28 protein-coding genes are annotated in these 21,874 nt (G+C 46.2%); 15 read left to right on the top strand and 13 right to left on the bottom strand.

The window, feature by feature from the left end:
- Positions 1-21: 21 nt before the first annotated feature.
- The 10 genes from ACZ5NB_RS17560 (at position 22) to ACZ5NB_RS17515 (ending at position 3,625) form a co-directional block, all read left to right on the top strand.
- On the top strand, positions 22-369 hold the full coding sequence (locus ACZ5NB_RS17560; RefSeq protein WP_460233506.1) for a hypothetical protein: 348 nt from the start codon (positions 22-24) through the stop codon (positions 367-369).
- Between the two features lie 8 nt (positions 370-377).
- Positions 378-653: a hypothetical protein gene (locus tag ACZ5NB_RS17555; RefSeq protein ID WP_460233505.1), complete on the top strand. Its 276-nt coding sequence runs from the start codon at positions 378-380 to the stop codon at positions 651-653.
- A gap of 23 nt (positions 654-676) precedes the next feature.
- Complete coding sequence (locus ACZ5NB_RS17550) at positions 677-1,027, top strand: hypothetical protein (RefSeq protein ID WP_460233504.1); 351 nt, start codon at positions 677-679, stop codon at positions 1,025-1,027.
- Complete coding sequence (locus ACZ5NB_RS17545; RefSeq protein WP_460233503.1) at positions 1,024-1,599, top strand: hypothetical protein; 576 nt, start codon at positions 1,024-1,026, stop codon at positions 1,597-1,599. The genes ACZ5NB_RS17550 and ACZ5NB_RS17545 overlap by 4 nt, the downstream gene beginning before the upstream one ends.
- A gap of 273 nt (positions 1,600-1,872) precedes the next feature.
- Entirely contained in the window at positions 1,873-2,109 is a 237-nt protein-coding gene (locus tag ACZ5NB_RS17540) for a RebB family R body protein (RefSeq protein ID WP_460233502.1), read from the top strand.
- Positions 2,110-2,155: 46 nt separating this feature from the next.
- Positions 2,156-2,389, top strand: coding sequence for a RebB family R body protein (locus ACZ5NB_RS17535; protein WP_460233501.1), 234 nt, complete (start codon positions 2,156-2,158; stop codon positions 2,387-2,389).
- 43 nt (positions 2,390-2,432) lie between these two features.
- Positions 2,433-2,666, top strand: coding sequence for a RebB family R body protein (locus tag ACZ5NB_RS17530; protein WP_460233500.1), 234 nt, complete (start codon positions 2,433-2,435; stop codon positions 2,664-2,666).
- Positions 2,667-2,724: 58 nt separating this feature from the next.
- Positions 2,725-2,937, top strand: coding sequence for a hypothetical protein (locus tag ACZ5NB_RS17525; protein ID WP_460233499.1), 213 nt, complete (start codon positions 2,725-2,727; stop codon positions 2,935-2,937).
- A 41-nt stretch (positions 2,938-2,978) separates the two neighbouring features.
- A complete protein-coding gene (locus ACZ5NB_RS17520) occupies positions 2,979-3,281 on the top strand; it encodes a hypothetical protein (protein WP_460233498.1) in 303 nt (100 codons plus the stop codon).
- An 11-nt stretch (positions 3,282-3,292) separates the two neighbouring features.
- Complete coding sequence (locus ACZ5NB_RS17515) at positions 3,293-3,625, top strand: hypothetical protein (protein ID WP_460233497.1); 333 nt, start codon at positions 3,293-3,295, stop codon at positions 3,623-3,625.
- Positions 3,626-3,731: 106 nt separating this feature from the next.
- On the opposite strand, the gene ACZ5NB_RS17510 is transcribed toward ACZ5NB_RS17515, so the two are convergent.
- Complete coding sequence (locus ACZ5NB_RS17510; protein WP_460233496.1) at positions 3,732-4,196, bottom strand: hypothetical protein; 465 nt, start codon at positions 4,194-4,196, stop codon at positions 3,732-3,734.
- A gap of 64 nt (positions 4,197-4,260) precedes the next feature.
- Positions 4,261-4,770, bottom strand: a complete 510-nt coding sequence (locus tag ACZ5NB_RS17505) for a hypothetical protein (RefSeq protein ID WP_460233495.1) — start codon at positions 4,768-4,770, stop codon at positions 4,261-4,263.
- 212 nt (positions 4,771-4,982) lie between these two features.
- On the opposite strand from ACZ5NB_RS17505, the gene ACZ5NB_RS17500 reads away from it, so the two are divergent.
- Both ACZ5NB_RS17500 and ACZ5NB_RS17495 read left to right on the top strand, forming a co-directional pair.
- The gene (locus tag ACZ5NB_RS17500; RefSeq protein ID WP_460233494.1) at positions 4,983-6,203 is read left to right on the top strand and encodes a hypothetical protein; all 1,221 of its coding nucleotides are present in this window, start codon (positions 4,983-4,985) and stop codon (positions 6,201-6,203) included.
- Between the two features lie 33 nt (positions 6,204-6,236).
- Positions 6,237-6,758: a GNAT family N-acetyltransferase gene (locus ACZ5NB_RS17495; RefSeq protein WP_460233493.1), complete on the top strand. Its 522-nt coding sequence runs from the start codon at positions 6,237-6,239 to the stop codon at positions 6,756-6,758.
- 4 nt (positions 6,759-6,762) lie between these two features.
- On the opposite strand, the gene ACZ5NB_RS17490 is transcribed toward ACZ5NB_RS17495, so the two are convergent.
- On the bottom strand, positions 6,763-6,981 hold the full coding sequence (locus tag ACZ5NB_RS17490) for a RebB family R body protein (protein ID WP_460233492.1): 219 nt from the start codon (positions 6,979-6,981) through the stop codon (positions 6,763-6,765).
- Between the two features lie 480 nt (positions 6,982-7,461).
- Positions 7,462-8,883: a hypothetical protein gene (locus ACZ5NB_RS17485; RefSeq protein ID WP_460233491.1), complete on the bottom strand. Its 1,422-nt coding sequence runs from the start codon at positions 8,881-8,883 to the stop codon at positions 7,462-7,464.
- Between the two features lie 491 nt (positions 8,884-9,374).
- On the opposite strand from ACZ5NB_RS17485, the gene ACZ5NB_RS17480 reads away from it, so the two are divergent.
- The gene (locus tag ACZ5NB_RS17480; protein ID WP_460233490.1) at positions 9,375-9,635 is read left to right on the top strand and encodes a hypothetical protein; all 261 of its coding nucleotides are present in this window, start codon (positions 9,375-9,377) and stop codon (positions 9,633-9,635) included.
- A 60-nt stretch (positions 9,636-9,695) separates the two neighbouring features.
- On the opposite strand, the gene ACZ5NB_RS17475 is transcribed toward ACZ5NB_RS17480, so the two are convergent.
- The 5 genes from ACZ5NB_RS17475 to ACZ5NB_RS17455 all read right to left on the bottom strand — a co-directional run bounded on the left by ACZ5NB_RS17475 (position 9,696) and on the right by ACZ5NB_RS17455 (position 15,155).
- Complete coding sequence (locus tag ACZ5NB_RS17475; protein ID WP_460233489.1) at positions 9,696-10,007, bottom strand: helix-turn-helix domain-containing protein; 312 nt, start codon at positions 10,005-10,007, stop codon at positions 9,696-9,698.
- Positions 10,008-10,336: 329 nt separating this feature from the next.
- On the bottom strand, positions 10,337-10,477 hold the full coding sequence (locus ACZ5NB_RS17470) for a hypothetical protein (protein ID WP_460233488.1): 141 nt from the start codon (positions 10,475-10,477) through the stop codon (positions 10,337-10,339).
- 389 nt (positions 10,478-10,866) lie between these two features.
- On the bottom strand, positions 10,867-12,780 hold the full coding sequence (locus ACZ5NB_RS17465; RefSeq protein WP_460233487.1) for an outer membrane protein assembly factor BamB family protein: 1,914 nt from the start codon (positions 12,778-12,780) through the stop codon (positions 10,867-10,869).
- A 107-nt stretch (positions 12,781-12,887) separates the two neighbouring features.
- Positions 12,888-14,705, bottom strand: coding sequence for a sensor domain-containing diguanylate cyclase (locus ACZ5NB_RS17460; RefSeq protein WP_460233486.1), 1,818 nt, complete (start codon positions 14,703-14,705; stop codon positions 12,888-12,890).
- Between the two features lie 240 nt (positions 14,706-14,945).
- Positions 14,946-15,155, bottom strand: coding sequence for a cold-shock protein (locus ACZ5NB_RS17455; RefSeq protein ID WP_460233485.1), 210 nt, complete (start codon positions 15,153-15,155; stop codon positions 14,946-14,948).
- A 490-nt stretch (positions 15,156-15,645) separates the two neighbouring features.
- On the opposite strand from ACZ5NB_RS17455, the gene ACZ5NB_RS17450 reads away from it, so the two are divergent.
- Positions 15,646-16,068, top strand: coding sequence for an MAPEG family protein (locus ACZ5NB_RS17450; protein ID WP_464107700.1), 423 nt, complete (start codon positions 15,646-15,648; stop codon positions 16,066-16,068).
- A 43-nt stretch (positions 16,069-16,111) separates the two neighbouring features.
- On the top strand, positions 16,112-16,720 hold the full coding sequence (locus tag ACZ5NB_RS17445) for a DNA-3-methyladenine glycosylase I (protein WP_460233483.1): 609 nt from the start codon (positions 16,112-16,114) through the stop codon (positions 16,718-16,720).
- 17 nt (positions 16,721-16,737) lie between these two features.
- On the opposite strand, the gene ACZ5NB_RS17440 is transcribed toward ACZ5NB_RS17445, so the two are convergent.
- From ACZ5NB_RS17440 to ACZ5NB_RS17425, 4 genes are all read right to left on the bottom strand, one after another.
- On the bottom strand, positions 16,738-17,205 hold the full coding sequence (locus ACZ5NB_RS17440) for a DUF1330 domain-containing protein (protein WP_460233482.1): 468 nt from the start codon (positions 17,203-17,205) through the stop codon (positions 16,738-16,740).
- Between the two features lie 319 nt (positions 17,206-17,524).
- Positions 17,525-18,766 (bottom strand): acyl-CoA dehydrogenase family protein, encoded by a 1,242-nt coding sequence (locus ACZ5NB_RS17435; RefSeq protein ID WP_460233526.1) that lies wholly within the window; start codon positions 18,764-18,766, stop codon positions 17,525-17,527.
- Between the two features lie 275 nt (positions 18,767-19,041).
- A complete protein-coding gene (locus ACZ5NB_RS17430; protein WP_460233481.1) occupies positions 19,042-19,851 on the bottom strand; it encodes a VOC family protein in 810 nt (269 codons plus the stop codon).
- Between the two features lie 19 nt (positions 19,852-19,870).
- The gene (locus ACZ5NB_RS17425) at positions 19,871-21,610 is read right to left on the bottom strand and encodes a class I adenylate-forming enzyme family protein (RefSeq protein WP_460233480.1); all 1,740 of its coding nucleotides are present in this window, start codon (positions 21,608-21,610) and stop codon (positions 19,871-19,873) included.
- Positions 21,611-21,874: the final 264 nt, after the last annotated feature.

The following is a 21,874-nucleotide window of genomic DNA, read 5'->3' as shown; positions in this document are numbered from 1 at the left end:
TTGCCGCACTGCACTGGAAAAATGAACCTCAACGATCTAATTGAAAAAACAACGAAGCAACAAAAGCAAGACCTAGCTATATTTCAAACATACTTCAATTCCTCTGGGCAGCTAAAGCAGGCGGCAAAACCTGGTGGAAATGAAGCTTTCGAGTTTATAAAGCAGGTTTTAGATGCTTTTGAGAGTGGACAGAAAAGTCACCTTTCGCCGCCGGAAAATAAACAACTCAAAGCAATGTGGCAGATTCTTATTAACAATGAAAAATATACAGCCGCGCTTGCGAAGGTGATACTGCCCAAAGAGGGAGATCTAGATCAGAAGATAGCTGCGATTATGCATTTTATTGAAACGGAAGAAAGCAAGAGTTAGAAAGTTATATGTCTGAGCAGACTGCGGTTGAAATAATGCAGGCAAGTATCGCGCAGTCTATGGAGCAGGCTGTTCAGGATGCTGTGGATACATTGCGAAACATTAGTACGGTAGAAACGACTGTCATTGGTGTCGCCTCTGCAAAGTGGGTAGCCGAGCCAGAGAATGTGGCCTACGCTGCGATCATAGAAAATGCGCAGGCGAATATTAGTTTCGCTGTTGCTAACTTAACAGCGGTTGGTACGGCTGCGGCATCGGTGATTACTGCGCTAGAAGTCAAGTAGGTCAATAACGTTAGGAGAAAGTAATGAGCGGTGCAAGTAGTAGTGATGGTGCAAAGTCTAAGAATGATCCGGAAACACAGCGGATGTCAGAAGAAGCTCAAGCATTTGTTGAATTGTCCAATAAGCTTCTTAATGAAGCACTTGCAACGTGTCAATTGGAGCCGTTCAAGCCCGTTCCACTTGAGGTTCCGTCTTTAATTAGCCCTGACAAGGAGCCGCCGCCATCAATATCGCAAGAGGCCCTTTGGCAACAGATAAATCAGCTTTACGCAAGCCAGAACACATTATTTTCCTCGGCTGAACACACCACCGAGCGAGATCAATGCGATGAAAGTGACCAGCTTGATGATGTGACTAAGATGTTAGGTATGTGAAGCAGTTCCGCATACTGCCTACGGCAGAACTCGAATGGCTATTCAGTACATCTTTAGAATACCGTAAAAGCTCCAATATAGATGATCTAAAAAGTCTCTTGCCCGCTGTTTACTGGGAGCTTAAGAAATCCCCTGAAAATACTGCCGGCCCTAGGGCTAGTCGAGAGCCGGTTTGTCGAAATGAAAGTGTCATTATTCATGAAACGTTAAGTTATCAATCAACTGTTTTTTCTGAGTTAGTCGCGAAACAACATAATTCTAAGTTACAGCTAATCTATATTCAGCTTGTCCCATCGAAAGCAGTTCTTCCGAATACCATACACCTGCCTGAAGAAAAATTATTTAGCGTAATCTATCCCGTCATGTTAGAGCTGACGATAATTCGACTTTGCCGTTATGCTGAATGTAACGGAGCGCATACGGTTTTTAGTGTTCTGATCAATAAAGACCTCGTGTCTCTATTTGAGAATATGGGCTTTGAAAAAATGAAGTTGAACAAAGGCGATGACCTAAACAGCGTTATTGAATCGGGGGTAAAGCGGTTTCCAATGGATAAAAAATTGGGATTATAAAAACTGGATGATAATTTCCAAAATCCAGCGCAATATGGCCGAATTGTACCTCGATAAATAGCGCATTTGTGGAAGAGATAAATGAATCACTCAAAATACGCGCTGTGCAAGGTGATATTCAGGTTTTGAAATAATTTTAAATTGGCATGCTTGATGCTCAGTAATATGCAGGTGTTTAATCTAGTCGAAGTGTTTTGCTGCGAATAGTATTCAGCACCCATCTAAATACTGAACCTATCTGCAAAGCAGAATAAATTAAATTTGGAGAAAATTATGTCACAAACTGATACTGATAGCGTAAATGGAAAAGTGGTTGATGCGGTTACTATTACCAATACTAAAGTGTTGGCCGAAGCGCCTGCCATGGCTATGGGTAGCCTGTATCAAACTATTGGAAACTCTGTAGCAATGGCTGCTGCGAATGCAGTTTATGCACAGCAACAGGCCAACGTCTCTTATCAAGCAGCTAGCACCCTGGGTGTCACAAAAATGTTTGAGGATAACAAATAATTAGGTGGCCAGTAGCGCTACTAGTTTTTAATTCGAGGAGTAATTTATGAGTCAAACAGATGATGGTGTTAATGGAAAAGTAGTCGATGCAGTGACGATCGCTAACACGAAAGTGTTGGCTGAAGCTCCGTCAATGGCTATGGGTAGTTTATACCAAACTGTTGGTAACTCAGTGGCTATGGCAGCGGCAAATGCCGTCTATGCTCAGCAGCAAGCCAACGTGACTTATCAGGCGGCTAGTACATTGGGTATTACTAAGATGTTTGAATCTAACAAATAGATAAAGCGTAAGTAGTTGTACCTTTTTCTACGAGGAGTAATTCATGAGTCAAACGGATAGTGGTGTTAATGGGAAAATTGTCGACGCTGTGACGATTGCAAACACGAAAGTGTTAGCAGAAGCCCCAGCGATGGCAATGGGAAGTTTGTATCAAACTATTGGTAATTCCGTAGCAATGGCAGCGGCTAATGCTGTGTATGCTCAACAGCAGGCGAATGTGACATATCAGGCTGCGACGACACTCGGTATTACAAAAATGTTCGAGTCAAACAAGTAGTGAAGTAATACGCCGGCATTTTGTGTCGGCGTACTAAAATTACATTGAGGTAAAATTTATGGCGGATTCCGAAAAAGTCATCACAGATTCTAAATCAATAAATAGCGAAGTAGAAGAGAAAAGCATTAACACGCTTCATACGTTATCGCTTGGCGGGCTGGTAAACGCTCAGTCGCTGACTTTGCTAAATAATACGCAGAACCAATACGCCTCTCAGGCGTTATCAAATGCCGCGATGGTTTCGACGTGCCAAAAAATACTACAAAGCTAATTAATCCATATTGTCAAACATTGAGTGTCATACGGAGATAAATGATGGGAACCCCAAATACCAATTCTAGTAAAAATGCAGGTGTGTCCAGCGCAATTGTTGGAAGTTTTGATCCGATTGAGGGGATGCCGGATGATGCAAAAAACACCTGGGCTTTTGAATACAATAAAACGCAAAATACGATTACTTTCCAGATACAAGTAGGTATTACACCTATGATGATCGATAATTCAAGTCAGAATCTACATTCTGAGATACAAGTGGAAGATATCGATCAGCTAATCAATTGGCTGGCAATTGTGAAGATAAATAGCAGTGCAGCGAAGAGTAATAATGGCAACTAGAGGATTCTATTGTGGTTGATTCAAATAATCAGAAACCTAGCGAGCCTCAAGATGGTGTGACATATTTTAATGCGGCCTCAGCCGGTGTTGCGCAGTCTGTGTCCTTAGGTGCTCAAAACTATATCGATGAGATGCGGCATCAAGGTATCGTAAAAATGACGGCGATGGGATCAACGTATGCGAAGTGGCTAGCGAATCCCGAAATAGGCGAGAATATGTATAAACCACTAATAGATTCGTTGAATGAAAATGACCAAAGCAAAATTGATTCAGTGAATACGTTTCTAAAGGAATGTATTGACCTCACTTTGTCACCGAAGGTTGCTGGTGAAGATAGCAAGTAAGAATCGCTGGCTACATTTTTAGAAACGCTTTTAGGCTCCCATGTATGACATCGGAGCCTTTTTTGCAAAGTTGGTTAATCTAGCGAATTTTGAAAACTCTCTATCCCTATGGCCCTAAGGATGGAATCGGTTGCACGTCATAGGGTATCGGTAATCCTTGGTTTTTTTGGGTTGCTTGGCTGTAGAAATCCATAATGACATTGTAAATAAAGTAAAGACGACTTCGCTGCCTGTCTGCTGTTAATTTCTTCTCCGATTGTAGCCACGTAAACTCCAACAAGCTTTCTGCTGGACCAAGCATATACAGCTGCGCGAACTCATCAATCACTTTTTCAAAGCGGCTAGCTAGGAAGATAAGCAAGTTTAGGTGCTCTTCGCTGCTCTCTGGCGTTAGAGTGAAGACGCTGCTGCCCAATAATACTTCTTGCAATGTGTCGGTGGATATTGTGCTGTCAGTCGGCGCATCGTTTATGAACTCGTTGAGGTACTCGAGTGCAATTCTTTGATTGGTCAGCGAAAACTTTGGGGTATCTAAAGTTGTTACATTTTCTGTCTCAGGGTTACTTTGCATCGCCTAATGTACCTACACTTATTGGGTTCACTTGGTTTTTTAGAACTTATATCGACGGTGCGGTCTAACACGCTGGTGTATCGTTATAGGTCCACGGGATGTCGTTATCGTTAGTAAATAGATCATCGTTAGAACATTGCGCGTTGTTATTGTTGTTCGACTTGAGTGGCGGAGGAAGGGGCAGGAACGTGGGTAAAGATCCCTGGCCGTGAACGTCCTGCCAACATTGTACGATGGACGATATGGGTCGCGCTGTGGGTAGCTTATTGAATGAAAGGTAGAATTGATTGATTGCTTCACTGAGAGAAGCAATGCGATCTCTCTTGCACTTAATACTAAAGTGAATATCCGTTAATGCATCCTGTGTGGGCGCGAGCATCTTGATAAGGCTTGACCTAAGCTCTTCGGTAAACGTTCCACCGGCTAATTGTTGTTCTAGTACAGGTAGCTTAAGAGCCCAGGTGGTGAGGCAGCGATAATTATTTTTTTGTTGTGTATTGAGTTCTTCACTAAAAATGGCTTTGATGTTTTCTAGAACCGAAAAAAAATTCGGTATTTCTATTGTTTCCGACATGCGATTTTCCTCTAAAAGATACCTAGCTAGCCGTTTTCGTTATCCACTCCATGCAACTTAGGTGCCTGGTGTCACTATGAATAAGCGATTGTGAAACTTGGCATTCAACTTGCTCTTTTCTCTAAGTTATAACGCTTGTAAGAATCGCCAAACAACGGATAGCCAAAACACCTTGAGTTAAGGATCGACTCGGACATAGTGATGGATAAAGTATGGAACATTCCAAACAAAAATTTCGCCAAATTCAAATCATCCAATGGCAATTGACGACTCGATTAGTGGGATCGAAAGATGGTCAGCATGAATTATGGCAACAACAAGATGCTCGGCCGTCGCTAATAAAACGCGATAGTGGCTTTCGCGGTTTCGTGGATAGTGATGGCGTTTATGAGGCCGTCATGGCGTTGGCGAAACAGCACCCTGAGTTGTTGCGTTGTGACGCGGTAACACGTATCACGACGCTATATGACGTGTTAAGCGCAGCCGTGATTCATGCGGATAGAAATTCCGATGTGCTAAAGGTCTTTATGGCGCCAGATGGGTATTTTTGCGATTCCGAAACAGGTGCATATACGTTGTCGCAAACTCGCCTAATTAAGCACATGTTGCAAGCGATTATTGGTTGCCAAGAGCGATTCGAGAATTGGCTAATTATTCCTGGGACGATTAAGTGGCTCAAAGATGATACGCCCTTTAGCGGTCTGGAAAAATCACTCATCCCTCTGGCGCCGTTAAACAGCAGTGCGGTAGTGCTGTATAGCGGCCGTTTGCCGTTGGTTCATGTCGATGGACGTGAGTCGAATAGCGCCTGCTTTTTTATTGAACCGGTAAACGATCATCCAGGGTTGATAGTACCTAAATCTCCCTGGGGCGGCCTCGACGTCTATGAGCCGGCCGAAGAGCGTCGCCTTCAGGATTTACATCGCCATATATTTGCTATTGGTGGCTTAAGAATTGGCGTCGAAATTAATCAAGAGCAGGCATCGGCTAACAATGGAAACAATGTATTGACGCGTGCATTGAAGAGTATTGGAAAGGCGAAAGAATCGCTTGGATTGCAATTATTGCTGTCGTCTGGGCAGTTACTCAACCCTGAGCACCTTAACATCGAGCAGGGCGGGTTGGCGGCAAGTGTGAATGGTATTGTCGGCTTGGCAGGTGAGCCTGAGCCCATCGAATATCAGATGATTCGTCGAGAGCGCGATGGCGAGTCGTCACGCTTTAGCCAGCAGTTTTTACGCAGAAATTTTGTGCTGCCCGTTCCGTTACAAAATACTGGTAAGCCTGAATCCAGCTACTGTTACAACATGTTGGGGCGAGAAGAGTCGCTACTGTTCAATTATACGTTGGGCATGCTAAGGGTTTTCAAGCCTGTTAGTTCACCGACTTTATTCGAGCACGCAGACGAAGTCGATGTGTTAGAAGCACGATAACGCTATAAAAATATTTGTAAGAGGACTCAGGCCATGTTGAACCAATCTGTTAAACACCGTAATTTGCTATCACCGAGAAAGCGGTCATCACTCATCCGCCTCGAGCCGCTAGATCAGCAACATGGTGCAAAGTTAATTCAATTTCTTGATGAGGAAGTGTGTGAGACGTTGGGCTGTGGTGTGGTTACCAACCTTCATGAAGCTATACACTACATCTACAACCCAAATACTCGGCAGCCGTTCAAATTTTCTATCACCCATCAGGCATTTGGGCTCGTCGGTGTCGTTAGTTTTGGTTGTCAGTATGTGGATGGCTTGGAAGCGGTGATCGGCTACTGGATCGGGAAGCCTTACCAGGGTATGGGTTATGCGAAGGAGTCTGTGTTGACACTGATTGAGATGCTGCGCGGCATGAGTGTGAAGCGAGTGCTGGCCGAGGTGTATCCCGGCAACACTCGCTCCGAGGCGCTGCTCGAAAGTATTGGTTTCCAATGCCCTGACAAGACGGAGCTTGTGAATCAGCAACAGTCTTTCTATCTAACACTGACTCAATAAGGCGCTACATATTGTTGGGGCGAGTCGTAGGTTGACCCAAAATGGCATCAACAGAGCGGACTGTGGCTGCCTGCATGGTGGCGTAGCTAAATAGTTGTGCCTGGACAGACTGAGCCATGCTTTGGCCCGTATTCCATGCAGTAGTCATATAAAGATGGCCCATCGAAACGGCGGGAGACATGCCCACTACTCCCCAATTCAAACAAAAATTTTCATCTTCCATAGTTCTTCCCTCTTTCGCGGTTTGGTAATTAATTTAAAGCCGGACGAAAACGTCCGCCCTGGGCAAAAGAATAGAGCAGATCGTCCACAAAAGATTGAGGCCGGTGCTAAAGGTGACCGAGTGACAGCTAATTATGACGCTGTGACAAATAGCTCGATTCGCTATTTGATTTTGTTACAGGCGGAAGACATCGAGCTTTCAAATTGCTTTAGTGAAGCGCGGTGACTTTGAGATAGGGATTGAAGGGCTGAATGCTGGCTAGAGAGGGATGTGCTGGCTGATACGTTATGGTTTATTAACGCAGGGTCGTCAACTAACTCGCCTTTAAACCAGTCGTAGACGTGCCACAAAGCAGTTTCATTGACTGGCTTGGAAGGCTTGTTTTTGTAGGAAGTCATGAGGAGGCGTTGGCGAACATGCCACAAAAAGCGTGACTATAAAACATGAGACACAGTGTGGCACGTCCAGAGTTGCATGAACTTACGGCTTGCAGGCGTCGGCTAAATAAACCCAGGGATGAACTTTACCGGTGCCGCCATACTTGGCGTAGTAGCGGTTTCTAACTCCCATATCAATCAGGCCGCGTTCTGTATCGATTATCGCTGCTTCGTCGCCTGTGGCTAACTCGATGAAGGCTTCCATGTACATCCAGGCGCTAGGTGTTCGGCCATCTGTTGAAGAAATTCCTCGTGCGTTGTAATACCACCAACCGTTCATCTTTCCGAGTATTTTTTTAGGTCCGTAGTTGCTGTCGCGCATGCTGGCAAAATGGGCTGAATAGCTATTCATCATGCCTATCCAGAGCGCCACATCGTCTTTGTCAGGTTTGCTGAGTGCAACGCCCCATTCGTTAAGTTTAGAAATAACATAAGCGTCTGTGAGGTTGCCGCTAGAACCGACATTATTATCGATGGGGTCGCTTTCACCATTTCCTTGTGCGCTTCGAGAGCCCGGTACCGTAGCATGGCGTCCCCGTGTGTACAGTAGCTCGTAATTTTTTATGTTCCAAACATCACTGGGGATAAGATCGGTTTTGGGGGACAGTGGGTCCCATATAATAACCTCATCTTCAGTCGATGATTTTACGCGTGGCACGACACCATTAAATCCGGATGAGGTCTCGTCAATCGCGTAGATGCCCACATATTCAAGGCTCTTAGCGCCGGGCAAATGCGTGAGTGCTGGCCACCAATCTCCGGTACCGGGGACTGGGTCCAGGGCGCATATTTTTATTTCGAGACTTGGGAACCATTCAGAAAGGTAGTTTGCTGCAATGATGCAGGAAACCCCGCCTCGACTATGTCCGAGCAAGACAACTCGATCGAAGTTTTGTAAAAATAATTCAATTTTAATATTGTCTTCTTCGCTCCAGCGCAAACAAAAGTGGCCCGCTGTTGAGCTGTCGTTATTGTTCCACATGCCGTTATCGGTTTGCGGATACGCTAGATTGGCGCGAGTAAAATTGTCGGTATTTTGCGGTAACCACTCTTCATCGAGTAGCTTGTTTAAATTGCCAACTTCTACCATATGAAATGTGACGCCCAGCATTTCGGCTAGTCCGGCCACAGTAATATATTCGAGAGATGCGCCCGTCACTGAATCATTAATAAACGCAGGGGCGCGCCTACATTCTGCCCAAGAGTCGCCAGTTTCGGGTTCGGATTCGATCGTCCATGCACGGATAGGCAGTAAGTCTCTATTCGTCCCATAGGGCCCACCACAACCATTCATCGTTACTGATAGGTGCTCACCGGGGTTTTTGTCAGAGATCAGTTTGTGGATCTTGCTTGGAACGTACCCCGAGTACGGATTATAGGAATACATTTCCCTCGGCTCACGAAAGACCAGTGCTTGATCTAAAAAACAATCTGTACCTGAATAACACAGAGTAAATGTTGCCATTATTATCTCCTGAATACTTGTAACACATTAGTTTGAGATCTATTGGTCTGATATAAAAAATCTTCCAATTGAAATCGGCTTGAAATGTGTCAGAGCAAAAGCGATACCAAGAAAAATAAAAAGTTAAAATTGTAGGTAGTTGAATGGAGCAGCGATTTAATTTGCCGTGGCGCAGGTGCTGTAGATGGCTGCCGGTAATTGGCTGATGTTTTAATTGGTTGTGCGATGATTGTATCTGGACGTAATCAACCACTTTCGTTTATAAAAGTTCCGTATTGCTCCATGTTAGCGGTTATGCTGCATTCATAAATTCGATGTTTACCTAAATGTAATTCAATGGCAGCCAAGAGACGAATGATTGTCTTTGCGTCATGAAGATCTGTTTCTGCGTCAATTCTGGACGATATCGTCCGCTGGAAGGCTATAATCTTTTTGTTGAGGTATGTCGGCCAAAAGGCTTGGTTCATGTTGACTCTATAAAAGGTAAGACCATGGAAAATTCGGTGGATGTGTTTAATTCAATTGGTGCGAGCTTTGATTCCTCTGGAAAAGATAAATCGACGAATCCCAATAGGTGGGAATTTCGTTTTGATCAAGGGAAAAATGAAATTAGTCTCGATGTTACTTTAGTCGCTAAAGAGGTAGTGATTGTTGGTGAATGCGGATGCAACCTGAAATCGAGTTTGAAAAAGAGCGATGTATCTCAATTGATTCAATGGTTGTATAGAGTAAAAACGATACTCAATGATTGATAGTATCTATCGGTGCCCGAGGGTCCCATTTCCTGGGAAGGGCACCGAAAGGATTAGGTTCTATACGCGTTCGCTTTTATCTTGCTCGATTTCACTGTCTTTTGTGTCATCAACGGTAATCAACATATTTCTCGCCTTGCTTGGTGATATGCCAAATTCTGATTTATACGCTCGCGAAAAATTTGCAGGATCACTGAAGCCAAATTGATAGGTGACCGACTGAACGCTGGCACCTGAATAGCAAAGTGCATCGCGTGCCATAAATAATCGTTTCTGTTTAAACCAAGAAAAAACTCCACACCCGTGAACCGCTTTGAAAGCAACAGCCAAACTATTTCGGTTTGTACCGACTGCTTTGGCGATAGACGCCAAGCTGTGTGCTTTGCTGACATTTTCTAAAAGGTAATCAGCACACTCTTTACTAAGCTTGATGTGATTTGGGTTTAGTTTTGCGGGTATTTGGATAAACTGATCGGTCTGTGAGAATTCGTTGAATGAATGCCTTGCGAAAATATTTGAAAACCGAAAAGTAAGTTGTTTTTCAATAATGGGAAAGTGTAAATATTCGTCGAAGTTATGCTCGTAAATACTGTGAACCGGGTTTTGTTGATGGTTTATTAGCGCAAAGATCGGAATGGATGCCGCTCCCAGACTTGGGTGTGAACGAAGGACAGTTTTATTGCTGGTATGGTCTACGACTATCAGATGTGAATTCGGCAGTTTGCGAAAACTGAATCGCTAGCTGCGACTTGTTTCACTTCAGCGCCAAACGGGTAGCTATAGTGCGTTAGCGCCTCTAGGTGAAGATGGTTGTTACCGATGTATGCTATCTGATATTTCACGTTGTTCTCCTAGAATAGTTGTTGTTTTTATAGAGCTCTACATGAGCCTTTCTAGAATTTAACACATCACATTGAGCAATGGACGTGGTGTCAGAGGTCGGAAAGAAATATTGTCAGAAAATTCCCAAATATGAAAACTGTGCCAACATTCTTATAAAACGATGTGCTTTATGTTTATTTGTTGTTGGCTATTTTTTAATTTGGGGGCAGCGTTCTCATTGATCGTGTAAAAGCTAGTCTACGCTTGATGGGGTAAAAAGGGTGAAGCGTGCTGGATAGGGCCCAGCACGCTAGTAAGGTATTTTGTGATATCTGCCATTTGTGATATCTGCCAGTGTCCTTGTATCTATGAATGTAGCTTCCCTGGGGGCGAGATAGGTAACTGAGATCTATTTTTTTGATGGCTTAAATGCCAACAAAACATTTCCAGGGGTTTGATTAAATAACGCATAACCTGATTGCACTAACAGCAAGCCGTTGGTAGCAACAATAGTGGCGTTATCAATGCTTCCACCTCGTGCTTTAATGCCATTGATGCTTTCAAATTCACGTGCCGTGTTAAATTCAAAAAGTGTTTCGCCGGTCTTCACATCGAACCCGAATAACCTACCATCAATACTGCCTGTGACCACCGCACCTTCTATTATTGTGGGTGCTCCGCTGAACCCTAGTCGATTTTTACAATTGATAACGTAATTGGCGCGCGGGCCATCACAGTTGGGTTGGGTTTGATAGGTCCATTGACGTTTGCCATCTTTAAGCGTGACAGCATGAATCCCTGGCTTCTCGGGGCCTTTTGTACCGCGTGGATAGGCGCGGTTGATTGGCGCATAGACTTGGTTGCCATCGGTCGCGATACCCCAGTGAATTCCGCCACCGGGTGACCCTTCACCGAATTGAGCTTGCCATTGCACAATACCTTTGCCTTCTTTCAGGGAAGCGTCTGGATCAAGTGCCCACAACGTGCCGGACTTTTGTCCTCCCAGCAAAATATCTTTGCCGTTTGCTTGTTCTGCCAAAATGAGGGAGGCGCCGAAGTCGACGTCTAGATACACAGTATCGTCTTCGCAATTGAGGGTTTTACGGTATGCACAACCGGCGAGGAAAATATCATTTGCGGTGGCTTGAAAACTCCACACAATTTTGCCAGTTTTTAGTTCGATCGCGAGAATTGCGTCAGTATGTTTGTGCGCGGGCGCTGAAGTTGCTTCCCCTGTGCCCACATAAAGTAAACCGCGCTTGTCGTCGATGACAGGAGAATTCCAAATCGGAGCCCCGGAAGGTCCCCACAGCATTTGGCCGTCACCTCGATCACGAACAGGCTTCGCGTCTTCCATTGTATGAGCTTCCCACAGGCGCTCGCCTGATGTTGCATCGAGCGCAACCACCATGCCGTGGGTTGAGCAGCAAACATAGCTTTCAATCGCACCTTGCATGATTTCGTTTTGTGAAACCGGAACATAAACGACACCGTCGTGGATCGCAGGCGTGCCGGTACCTAACGATAATTTGAATTGTCCGAGTTGTTCTTTCCAAAGGCGCTCACCGGTGGTGGCATCGATCACGTGTACGGCAGCGTTATAATCATTAATGGCTATAATTTTACGGCCATTTTTCTGTTCTCCGAACGCGGCACCACTGCGTAAAATAGAGCCGCTTTCGTATACCCAGTGTACGCAGGGTGATTCAGGGTTTTCTAAATCAATGGCATAGACTTTGGCATTTTCGGCAACGGGCAAATACATCATGTTATCGACAATAGCGGGTTGTGAACGCATGCCTGTAACACCAGGAAATGCCATTACCCAGGCCAATTCGATTTGATTTAACTCGGTGCCTTCAAACCCAGCCTGTGCAGCGGTTAAGTTGCGTTGATTGCGTAAATCGAATCCAAAGCCTCGCACACTGACTTCGTCATAATTGATCGCGCGAGCTGGAGATTTATCGCAGCGCATTGATGCTATCCACTCATCACCTTCGGTTTCTGCTGTGAGAAACCCGACCAAGTCACTACGTTGTGTGATGTTCAAAGCGTTTCCTTGAGCGACCATCTTGCCGCTGGTCAGAGCCGCTGTGATGGTACCAGCCGTCATTTGCGTGAGAGTGTCAAATGACGGGGCTCGTGTTTCTTCAGGTCGGTCATGGCAAACAGCGCAATGTTGCTGATAGACCTTTGAGCCAGGGTGTTCAGGCGCCTCCTCTAGAGAGTGGCTGCTGGCAACAAACAGCAGGCTCAAATAAAAGGTGGCGGCAGCATAGAGGGATGATCGGGGCGTTAATGTGCGATAACGGCGGAACGGCATAGTGAAACTCTGGATTGCTAAACGTTATTGTTAGGCCCACTAGTATCAGGATTAAGTGGTGCCTACGGAAACGCTACGGGGTAAAGAATTGAAAATGTATGGATGCCTTAGTGTAGGTTGGCTGAAGACGATGTTGAATCAGTCGAAATATGCATGACCTTGTCACGGCCACTCGACTTTGCTCGGTACAATTGAGCATCGGCTTGATCCACAAGGTTTGTGTATGCATCGAGGCATTTATCTCGGCGTTGACGAGTATCTCTTACGCCAACTCCAGAAGGCTGGAGATATCCCACACCGATACTGATCGTGAGTGTTAGCTCCTTGTCATCGACGGAGAACCTATGCTCTTTGATACTGGTTCGAATAGTCTCGGCAATGTGCAGGACGCCCTCAATGGGGGTGTCAGGAAGGACAATCGCGAATTCTTCGCCGCCGTAGCGAGCCAAAATATCTTGCGGTCTTTGCACGTTGTTCTGAATTACGTTGGCCACATCCGTTAGGCAGCGATCCCCGGTGCTGTGACCGTAGCTGTCATTGATATGTTTGAAGTGATCCACGTCGAGTAGCATAACGGCGAGTGGGGCTTGGTCGCGTTCGCAGCGTCGTACCTCCTTATCGAAGGCCAAATCAAAAGCACGCCGGTTTAACAAACCAGTGAGGCCGTCCGTTTGGCTTAAGACCGTTAATCGTTCGTTCGCTTCCTCCAGCTCTTGTGTTCGTTCTTTAATTCTTTCGTTTAGCTCACCGGTGAGGCGTTGTTGCGCTTCAAGCATCTGCTTCTGAGTGCGGTCGCTTAATTGTTTATCTAGGTTAATTCGGTACGACAAGGTAAACGCTAGCACCATGCTCATGATTGAGATTCCGATATAGGACGAATAAGTGGTGAATGCGTTGCTCGGTAGATGGCCGCTGGATGAAGCGAGAGATATGACGGTTCCTGCATGTGCAATCAGGGCGCCGATTAGCAAGAATTTTGCAGGTGGGTACCCGTCCAACCATCGCATGATATTTGAGTAAACTGTCACTCCAATCGAAATATAAGATGCTGCAAAAACGAGCTTCACGCTCAGAGCGGTTTCCATGAGGGGGCTAATTAACGCGAGGGGAATGCAGGCTATCGCGACAGTCTTCAGTAATTTCCCACAAATCCGTTTGCATTCGTCGCACGCGAGGACGTGATAGGAAAACATCACGCTGGCGAAAATGCTGACATAGTGTGTCACATTTAACAGTCGCTCGAATCGCTCGGGGTTTTCGGGAAATAGATAATTTGCAGTCACTCCTTGCAGTGAAAGATAAATCCCCATCAGCGAGAAGCAAAAAAGTGAGTAATAAAAGTAGGCTATTTCTTTGGTAGAGAAATAGATAATCAAATGGTACGCGGCGATACTAAGAAGCAGCCCAAAGAACGTCCCTAGCCATAAGGCAGACACGTTGTTTGATTCGATGTAGGCGTTCTGTGTCGATAGGGTTATAGGTATGAGCAGTAAGCTTTTAGATCGTGCATACAGATAGGCTTGCACGGTGCTGTTGGCTGGTACATCAAACGAAAATAATAATGCCGAGTGGTCGAGGGGCCGGGATGCCGCCGGTGTTTCAGCGCCTGTATGAAGCGCGCGAAATCCTTCTGCCTTCGGAGACTTTGGTGGCTGGGAGAGGTATAGAGTGGCTTCGGTGATTAGCGGCGACCCGAGCTCAACAATCAGAGGTAGATCTTGTGAGGTGGGGTTTTCAAGCTCAAAACGAACCCAGTAAGCGGACCCGGAAAAGCCAAAACTCAGTACATCCTGGCGCGATATTCCCCAGCTCTGAGAGTGAATTGCGCCATCTAGCGTCAAACTAGCGGTTGGGTCTTCGAGAATCTCCAAGCCTTGCCCAAGTGATAGCCTTGTAAATTCGTTCGAAAGCACCACGTTAGCCATGGTGGGAGCGCTAATTGTTAGGCAGAGCCATAGTAATAGGATGTACCGGTACCGCATGGGACTCCAAAGGGGTTCGATCTCTGGGTATTCTCGTAAGAATTTGCTGATTGATACTAGTGAGTTTAGACGAGCGAGAGGGATTTTTACGGCAGCGGTAGATTAGATAGAAATGAGCGGACAAAAAAGAAGGGGTAAGCCCAACGGCTTACCCCTTCTTGGTGTTACCTTAGCGTCGAACGCTTAAACAGCAACGATGTTTTCAGCTTGTGGGCCTTTTTGACCTTGAGTTACAGTGAACTCAACTTGTTGGCCTTCAGCGAGAGTTTTAAAGCCTGAACCTTGGATGGCGCTGAAGTGAGCGAAAACGTCTGGACCGCCTTCTTGCTCGATGAAGCCAAAACCTTTTGATTCGTTAAACCACTTAACTGTGCCTTTTACTGTATCTGACATAAAAAATTTCCTGAATTAGGGTATTAAAAAATGGTGTTCAATTTAGCCTCTATCGGGGCTTGAACGGTTGTGCCAAAAATAGAGTCTGGATTTTCTTACTATCAGGACGAGGTCTTACAGGTAAAACGACGAAGATGGAGTACTTAAATCGTAGGCTTACTTTCTAGCTACGGGTCACTTTATAGGCGTTTTAGAGGATTGTCGAGGCTTTCTTGTATGGAAACACGGTGATAAGTGACAGAATGTTGCAAGTTATCGATTTTGTGATGATCTATGCAGCAAAATTGTAATATTGGAGAGCGTCGACGGGTTCTTTTTTACTGGTTAAGCACCTTAACTATGTTTGATGGTACTCGCTAAATCTCTTCATGCGCCTTTTCTGTGCGTCATTTCGTTGAGGCGTTGTGCCTCCTTAAAATTTCGCCTAGAGTCTTCGGCGCCTAGATAGAATATTTAGTCATTACCAGTGAGTATTAACTGCGAGGATTTAATGGATACGGATTTAGTGTTTCCCATGTTTGCCATGGTGTTGTTAAGCGGCCTGACGGTGTTTGGTCTTTTTTTTAGTCGCTTGAGCGCGGTGTCGAGCGGCTCAACGCCAATAACCTATTACAAGACATACAACGGCCCCTCTCAAGAGGATCGGCGGAGCCAGCAGTTGTCTCGGAATGTGACTAATCAATTTGAAGCACCGGTGTTATTTTATGCGGCGTGCTTGGCGGCGCTTGTTGTGCAAAAAACGGGAGTGGTTTTCCTTTGCTTGGCGTGGGCGTATGTTGGTTTACGTATTCTGCATACACTTATTCATATCACCAGTAATAAGATTCCGTTGCGATTGGGAAGTTATATGGCTAGCTGGTTTGTACTTCTGGCCATGTGGATTTCGTTAGCGTGGATTTGTTTTAGCGCATAACCACATAGCAAAAAGTAACGTATCTGTTGTAGGAGGCTATTAAGTGAGCCAGACAGTAAAGGGGCCCGACGGAAAGCCACGGTGTGGTTGGTGTGGATCAGTTGATGAATTTTTTCCTTACCATGATAACGAGTGGGGCTTTCCTGTTGATGATGATGTACGACTGTTCGAAAAGCTATGCCTGGAAGGGTTTCAGTCGGGATTAAGTTGGCGAACGATACTGGCTAAAAGAGAGAACTTTCGCAAAGCCTTTAAAGGTTTTGATTTCAATAAGGTGTCTCGCTTTTCTGAAAAGGACGTCGAGCGGCTTTTGCAGGATGCGGGCATCGTCAGGCATCGCGGAAAGATTGAGGCTGTTATTAACAATGCCCAGCGGGCGAAGGAAATGATCAAAAATCATGGCTCATTAGCGGCGTACTTTTGGTCCTTTGAGCCAGACCCAAAAACCTTGGGTAAGCCTCAATCTGTATCCACCTCTGATGTATCAGTCACGATATCTAAACAGCTAAAAAAGTTGGGCTGGAAGTTTGTTGGGCCGACAACGGTTTACTCTTTCATGCAGGCCATGGGAATGATTAATGATCACGTGAAAGACTGCGTGGTACGCCAGCGAGTTGAAACCGCAAAACGTAAGTTTAAGCGTCCTTCCTAATTCCCGTTGTGGTCATTCTACTTCGCGATCATGGCAATGAGTCGTGAGTCGTCTAGTGCGGCGGTTCTGTGAATAGCGACAGCCTTATAGGCTTCACTATTGACCATTTTCAGAAACACGCCAATGGATGGGTACTGAACGAGAAACACTTCGTCCCATTGCTCGTCACTGGGGCTGATGATGCCTGCCTTCACATTACCAATCCAAAGGCGCTTCGCGCCGACCTTTGCCACTAGCTTTGATGCACCTTCTCTGTATTTGTCGTAGGCCTGGCGACCAGTCATGTTTACCTTTGTATCATCGTAATGCGCTGATTCACTGAATTTCAGCATATTTAGCATTACCACAGGCACGTCTTGCGGTATGTGCGCGAACGGAGATGCTTGCGTGGTGTTGCTCGGTGTTGACGTTTCGGCGGACGCTATGTGACTAAAGCACGTCAGCGCTAGCAGTGTGAAAACAACGTTATGTAGTAACTTAATCATGGAAAACCTCATTCGTGATTTTTTTTCCGTGAGCAGTATAGAGTGACGTGTGTCTCGATGACAATGTTTCTCGGTGACAGTGGACCCGTGTTGTAATGGCGGGTAAAGAACCGCTTTAATTGCTAACCAGTTACACTTAAAAAGCGTCGCGATTTTCGATGTCCAAAGGTGTGGAGTATCCAAGGTGTGGAGTATCCAAGGTGTGGAGTATCCAAGGTGTGGAGTATCCAAGGTGTGGGTAGGCGGGGGGATAAAAGCTCTAAGCAAAACAGGCGCTCCTTAGAGCGCCTGTTTATCGATTAAGATTAAAACGAAGGGTTTAATCTTGAGGGTGTTTTGCTTGTTGGAACGCTTTCACTTCGGCGCGCGCGATGACATTGTGGTGTACTTCATCCGGGCCATCCGCGAAACGTAACGTACGTTGTTGCATGTACATTTCCGACAAGTCAGACCACTGGCTCAAGCCGGTAGCACCGTGAATTTGAATCGCTTGATCAATAATGTTGCACACTTTCTCGGGCACCATTGCTTTTGCCATTGATACCCAAATGCGCGCTTCTTTGTTACCCATCAAGTCCATTGCTTTCGCCGCTTTCAACACCATCAAGCGCATCGCTTCGATTTCGATGCGTGCACGCGAAATGGTTTCCATGTTTTTACCGAGATCAAGAATCTTGCGGTTGAATGCAGTACGAGTGAGGCCACGCTCAATAGCAAGGTTCAATGCTTTTTCGGCATTACCGATGGCGCGCATGCAGTGATGGATACGGCCTGGGCCAAGGCGAATTTGCGAAATTTCGAAACCGCGACCTTCACCCCAAATAACATTCTCCGCAGGTACGCGAACGTTTTCGAGTTTCAAATGCATGTGGCCGTGTGGCGCGTGGTCGTGGCCGAATACTTTCATGGGACCAACAACCGTCAGCCCGGGTGCATCCATGGGTACAAGAATTTGAGATTGTTGACGGAACGTCTCAGCTTCTGGGCTAGTTTTCACCATCAAGATCATGACTTTACAGCGTGGGTCGCCAGCACCTGAGATGTAATACTTCTCCCCATTGATCACCCACTCGCCGTCAACCAATTCTGCACGCGTTTCGATGTTGCGAGCATCAGATGAGGCAACGTGGGGTTCGGTCATGCCAAAACATGAGCGGATTTCACCATTTAACAAAGGCTTCAACCACTGTTCTTTTTGCTCTGGAGTACCTAAACGCTCAAGTACTTCCATGTTGCCGGTATCAGGTGCAGAACAGTTGAGTGTTTGTGGGCCTAGAGGGTATTTACCCAGCTCAATCGCAATGTAGGCGTAATCGAGGTTGCTGAGGCCTTCGCCCGTTTCTGCATCCGGTAGGAAGAAGTTCCAAAGGCCTGCGTCTTTTGCTTTTTTCTTCGCGCCTTCAAGTAATTCTAATTGGCGCGGGTGGTAGGTAAAGCGGTCTTCTTGTTCTTCGCCGAGGCGATAAAACTCTTCTTGAATCGGCGCGACGTTTTCCTCAAGGTGCTTTTTAACGGCATCCAAAAGCGGGCGAGCTTTTTCCGACATCGCCAATTTATTCATGTCGTCATGGGGGGTTAAGTGATTCAAAATGGCTCTCCTCGATGTAGCAATAATAAATAAAAATGATTATTAAAGTGCCGCTCAATTGATACTTGATCTTGTTGACCCGTCCGAGCGCCACCCCTCGAATTTGGGCGAATATTATGGGTGATTTGATGTGCTAAGTCTTCAATCTAAATCAAATAAATACAAAATATTTATACAAAGATTGGTAAATCCATAAGCCACAGTGATTATTTGTTAGCGACTTGATTTATCCTGGGCCAGAATCAAGGTCAAAGCGACGAAAAACGAAAATGCGTACCGCAGAGCAGAATCTGGTTGTTTTCTAAACTTAGGCCGCAGTTTGCCGCTCTTTCATTGAGCGTATTGAGGTCTGATACGGCGATATCGATGGTTGTTAGGCCCGCCAGTTGGCTTTGTTTGCTGGGGGTGCCTTGATCGGGGATGGCGGTAAAGCGAATCGCCATATTGGCGAGGGTTAGCATGAACCCATTGTTGTTCTTATGGTACTTGGACCCAGTAATGGCGGACCATTTTTCGGCCAGTGCAAGCGGGTCGAGCGCTTGGAGTTCTATTGCTTGAATGCTGTACTGAGGTTGATTTTCGGCGATATCTCGCCAGGTAGCCCCGCCAGCGGGTTGCCAGTTGCCTTGAGGGTCAGCTTGTTCGTCCCAGTCAACTTCGAGAAACGCGGCGCCCATGTCACGCGGATGTAGCTGCATGATATTCCAGCTACCACGGTCGGACTCATAAGCCACGCGAACATTGTGTTGTGCTGCACGCTCGCGAACCAGGACCTGATCATTTTTATCCGTGGCCTGGCAAATAACCATGTAGCCGCCGTCACCATTACCCTGGTGACGGCGTTTTGCGATAAAGCGCCCAGCGGCTGTATTGGGTTGAATAGGAGAGACGATTTCTAAAAATTGCGAGCCTAGGGCAAATAGACTGTTTTCTAATCCGAACTTAGCTACTTCAGGGTCTTGGTGGCAGGGCTTTATCCCCAACACATGACCGATGGCGTTTACGGTGGCGGCGTGATGCTCAGCAACGAGGCAGATTTGTCGGCAAAAAATAGGCACGTTGGGTAGGCGCGGTTAATTACATATACTTTTCAAGGTAGTTTGCACGAATGACTTTGCGCTCAATTTTATCGGTTGCGCCGCGAGGTAGTGGCTCGTTCATAAACCAATATCGTTCCGGAATCTTAAAGCTGGCTAAATGATCTTTCAAAAACGTGGCGAGCTCATCGGCCTCTAATGGCTTGCCTTGTTTTGGCTGAATTGCTGCGCCAATAATTTCTCCGAGGCGTTCATCCGGGATTGAAAATACGCACGCTTCGGCGACGTGTGGATGTTGATGGATTGCTCCCTCGACTTCTAGACAGGAAACGTTTTCTCCGCCGCGAATGATAATGCTCTTTTTACGATCCACAATGTAATAGAGGCCTTCCTCGTCTTGACGCGCTAGATCGCCGGTGTAGAGCCAGCCATCTTTCAAACTTTCAGCCGTTGCTTCAGGTTTGTTGAGGTAGCAGCGCATGGTATTTGCTCCTTTGATGAGCAACTCACCGATGTCACCTTGCTTCACATCGATCCCGTTGTCGTCAACTATGCGAGCTTCTTGCAGCGGGGGAATGACGCGTCCCGCAGATTCCGGGTTGTCGAGATAGACTTGGCCGATAATGGACAGGCCTAAAGCGTTGGTTTCTGTCATGCCCCAACCGGCACTAATTTGCGCGTTAGGGAATACCGCAGCTTGTTGTCCGACCTGTGCGGCAGGACGCTTCGCACCACCGCTGACGAGACCTTCTAGGCTTGGCAATGTTTCACCACGCGCCACGGCGGCTTCCATCAGTTCGGCTGATTGAGTGGGAACACCGGACACACGGGTAACTTGCTCTCGGTTTACGATGTCGACAGCATCGTTCGCATCCCATTTGAACATGAGTGAAATTTTTGCGCCGAGTGCCAGGCCCTGCAAAAAATTAGCTTGTAATGCGGTGACATGAAACAGTGGGGTGATGATTAACCACGAGGGTGCTAAGGGCGCTTTATCTTTTGGTGGCTCCATTAATGGTCCCGCGACCCGCGCAAAAATCCATGAATATACGGCGGCGATGGCGCTGCGGTGGGTTAAGGCGACACCCTTGGGATGACCTGTCGAACCAGAGGAATATATGATCGCGAAGTCTTGGTCGGTATCAATCTCTACGTCTGACCATTCACTGGCGTCGGCGCGGCTTAGAAGCTCACGATATTTAATTTCACCTTCGCCATCACCTTCGTAATCACGCACTGCGATTAACGTTAGGTCTAGGGCCTTTTTGATGGGGTCGATATTTAAATAACGCGGTTTGTCGGCAAAAACAACTTTTGCTTCACTGTCCCCGATAGCGTATTCGAGTTCCTCGGTCGTCCACCATGCATTCAGCGGGACTGCGATAGCGCCAATCGATGTGATGGCGAGAAGCAGCATTGGAAGCTCTGGGTAATTACGCATAGCAATGGCAACGCGGTCGCCAGCTTTTACATTGAGTTGGTGGGTTAAAGCATGTGCGATTGATTTGATTTCGTGACAAAAGTCATCGTAACTCCAGCGCTCTTGCTGATAAACGAGCACCTCTTTTTCAGCGCCATCCGTGATGTAATTGTCTTTGGTTCGCTGTATGAGTTCCCGAAGATGCACTGGTGTGTTTTTGAAAACTCTATGGGGGACGCCTCGGATGTTTTCTTCCGTGACTGCGAAACGTGGATCGTTTTCAATTAAATACGAGACTGCTTCATCGCGAGTCATAAGGGGAGGTGTGTTATTGCTAGGAGTAGATACTTCGTTACTCATGGAGGTCTGGTCCCGCTGATTGACGAGTAGTCGTTATTGTTTTCGTGTCGCCAAGCTTAGGGAATGCCTATGCGTTGTCAAGCAGGCATTCCGCGTATCGGTAAATTCTAAGAAATATCGGTTGGAAGTGCTTAGTAAAATAAAGAAAGGTTATTGTTAATCATTAGAGCACCAAGCAATTCAGAGGATTGGAAAAAGCTGGCAGGTGAGAAAACAACTACAATAGATAGGTGCGAATAAGTAAAAATGGACGAGTGTTTCAAC

Source organism: Aurantivibrio plasticivorans, from assembly GCF_055392955.1.
Note: the sequence above shows the minus strand (reverse complement) of the source record. Positions and strands in the feature narration are given on the sequence as shown.

Coding starts and splice junctions, on each gene's coding strand:
- ACZ5NB_RS17505 (WP_460233495.1), bottom strand. CDS start 4,770: ATGTCGGAAACAATAGAAATACCGAATTTTTTTTCGGTTCTAGAAAAC.
- ACZ5NB_RS17555 (WP_460233505.1), top strand. CDS start 378: ATGTCTGAGCAGACTGCGGTTGAAATAATGCAGGCAAGTATCGCGCAG.
- ACZ5NB_RS17450 (WP_464107700.1), top strand. CDS start 15,646: ATGGATACGGATTTAGTGTTTCCCATGTTTGCCATGGTGTTGTTAAGC.
- ACZ5NB_RS17550 (WP_460233504.1), top strand. CDS start 677: ATGAGCGGTGCAAGTAGTAGTGATGGTGCAAAGTCTAAGAATGATCCG.
- ACZ5NB_RS17520 (WP_460233498.1), top strand. CDS start 2,979: ATGATGGGAACCCCAAATACCAATTCTAGTAAAAATGCAGGTGTGTCC.
- ACZ5NB_RS17540 (WP_460233502.1), top strand. CDS start 1,873: ATGTCACAAACTGATACTGATAGCGTAAATGGAAAAGTGGTTGATGCG.
- ACZ5NB_RS17485 (WP_460233491.1), bottom strand. CDS start 8,883: ATGGCAACATTTACTCTGTGTTATTCAGGTACAGATTGTTTTTTAGAT.
- ACZ5NB_RS17525 (WP_460233499.1), top strand. CDS start 2,725: ATGGCGGATTCCGAAAAAGTCATCACAGATTCTAAATCAATAAATAGC.
- ACZ5NB_RS17465 (WP_460233487.1), bottom strand. CDS start 12,780: ATGCCGTTCCGCCGTTATCGCACATTAACGCCCCGATCATCCCTCTAT.
- ACZ5NB_RS17480 (WP_460233490.1), top strand. CDS start 9,375: ATGGAAAATTCGGTGGATGTGTTTAATTCAATTGGTGCGAGCTTTGAT.
- ACZ5NB_RS17510 (WP_460233496.1), bottom strand. CDS start 4,196: ATGCAAAGTAACCCTGAGACAGAAAATGTAACAACTTTAGATACCCCA.
- ACZ5NB_RS17530 (WP_460233500.1), top strand. CDS start 2,433: ATGAGTCAAACGGATAGTGGTGTTAATGGGAAAATTGTCGACGCTGTG.
- ACZ5NB_RS17425 (WP_460233480.1), bottom strand. CDS start 21,610: ATGAGTAACGAAGTATCTACTCCTAGCAATAACACACCTCCCCTTATG.
- ACZ5NB_RS17495 (WP_460233493.1), top strand. CDS start 6,237: ATGTTGAACCAATCTGTTAAACACCGTAATTTGCTATCACCGAGAAAG.
- ACZ5NB_RS17455 (WP_460233485.1), bottom strand. CDS start 15,155: ATGTCAGATACAGTAAAAGGCACAGTTAAGTGGTTTAACGAATCAAAA.
- ACZ5NB_RS17440 (WP_460233482.1), bottom strand. CDS start 17,205: ATGATTAAGTTACTACATAACGTTGTTTTCACACTGCTAGCGCTGACG.
- ACZ5NB_RS17460 (WP_460233486.1), bottom strand. CDS start 14,705: ATGGCTAACGTGGTGCTTTCGAACGAATTTACAAGGCTATCACTTGGG.
- ACZ5NB_RS17560 (WP_460233506.1), top strand. CDS start 22: ATGAACCTCAACGATCTAATTGAAAAAACAACGAAGCAACAAAAGCAA.
- ACZ5NB_RS17535 (WP_460233501.1), top strand. CDS start 2,156: ATGAGTCAAACAGATGATGGTGTTAATGGAAAAGTAGTCGATGCAGTG.
- ACZ5NB_RS17500 (WP_460233494.1), top strand. CDS start 4,983: ATGGAACATTCCAAACAAAAATTTCGCCAAATTCAAATCATCCAATGG.
- ACZ5NB_RS17490 (WP_460233492.1), bottom strand. CDS start 6,981: ATGGAAGATGAAAATTTTTGTTTGAATTGGGGAGTAGTGGGCATGTCT.
- ACZ5NB_RS17435 (WP_460233526.1), bottom strand. CDS start 18,766: ATGAATAAATTGGCGATGTCGGAAAAAGCTCGCCCGCTTTTGGATGCC.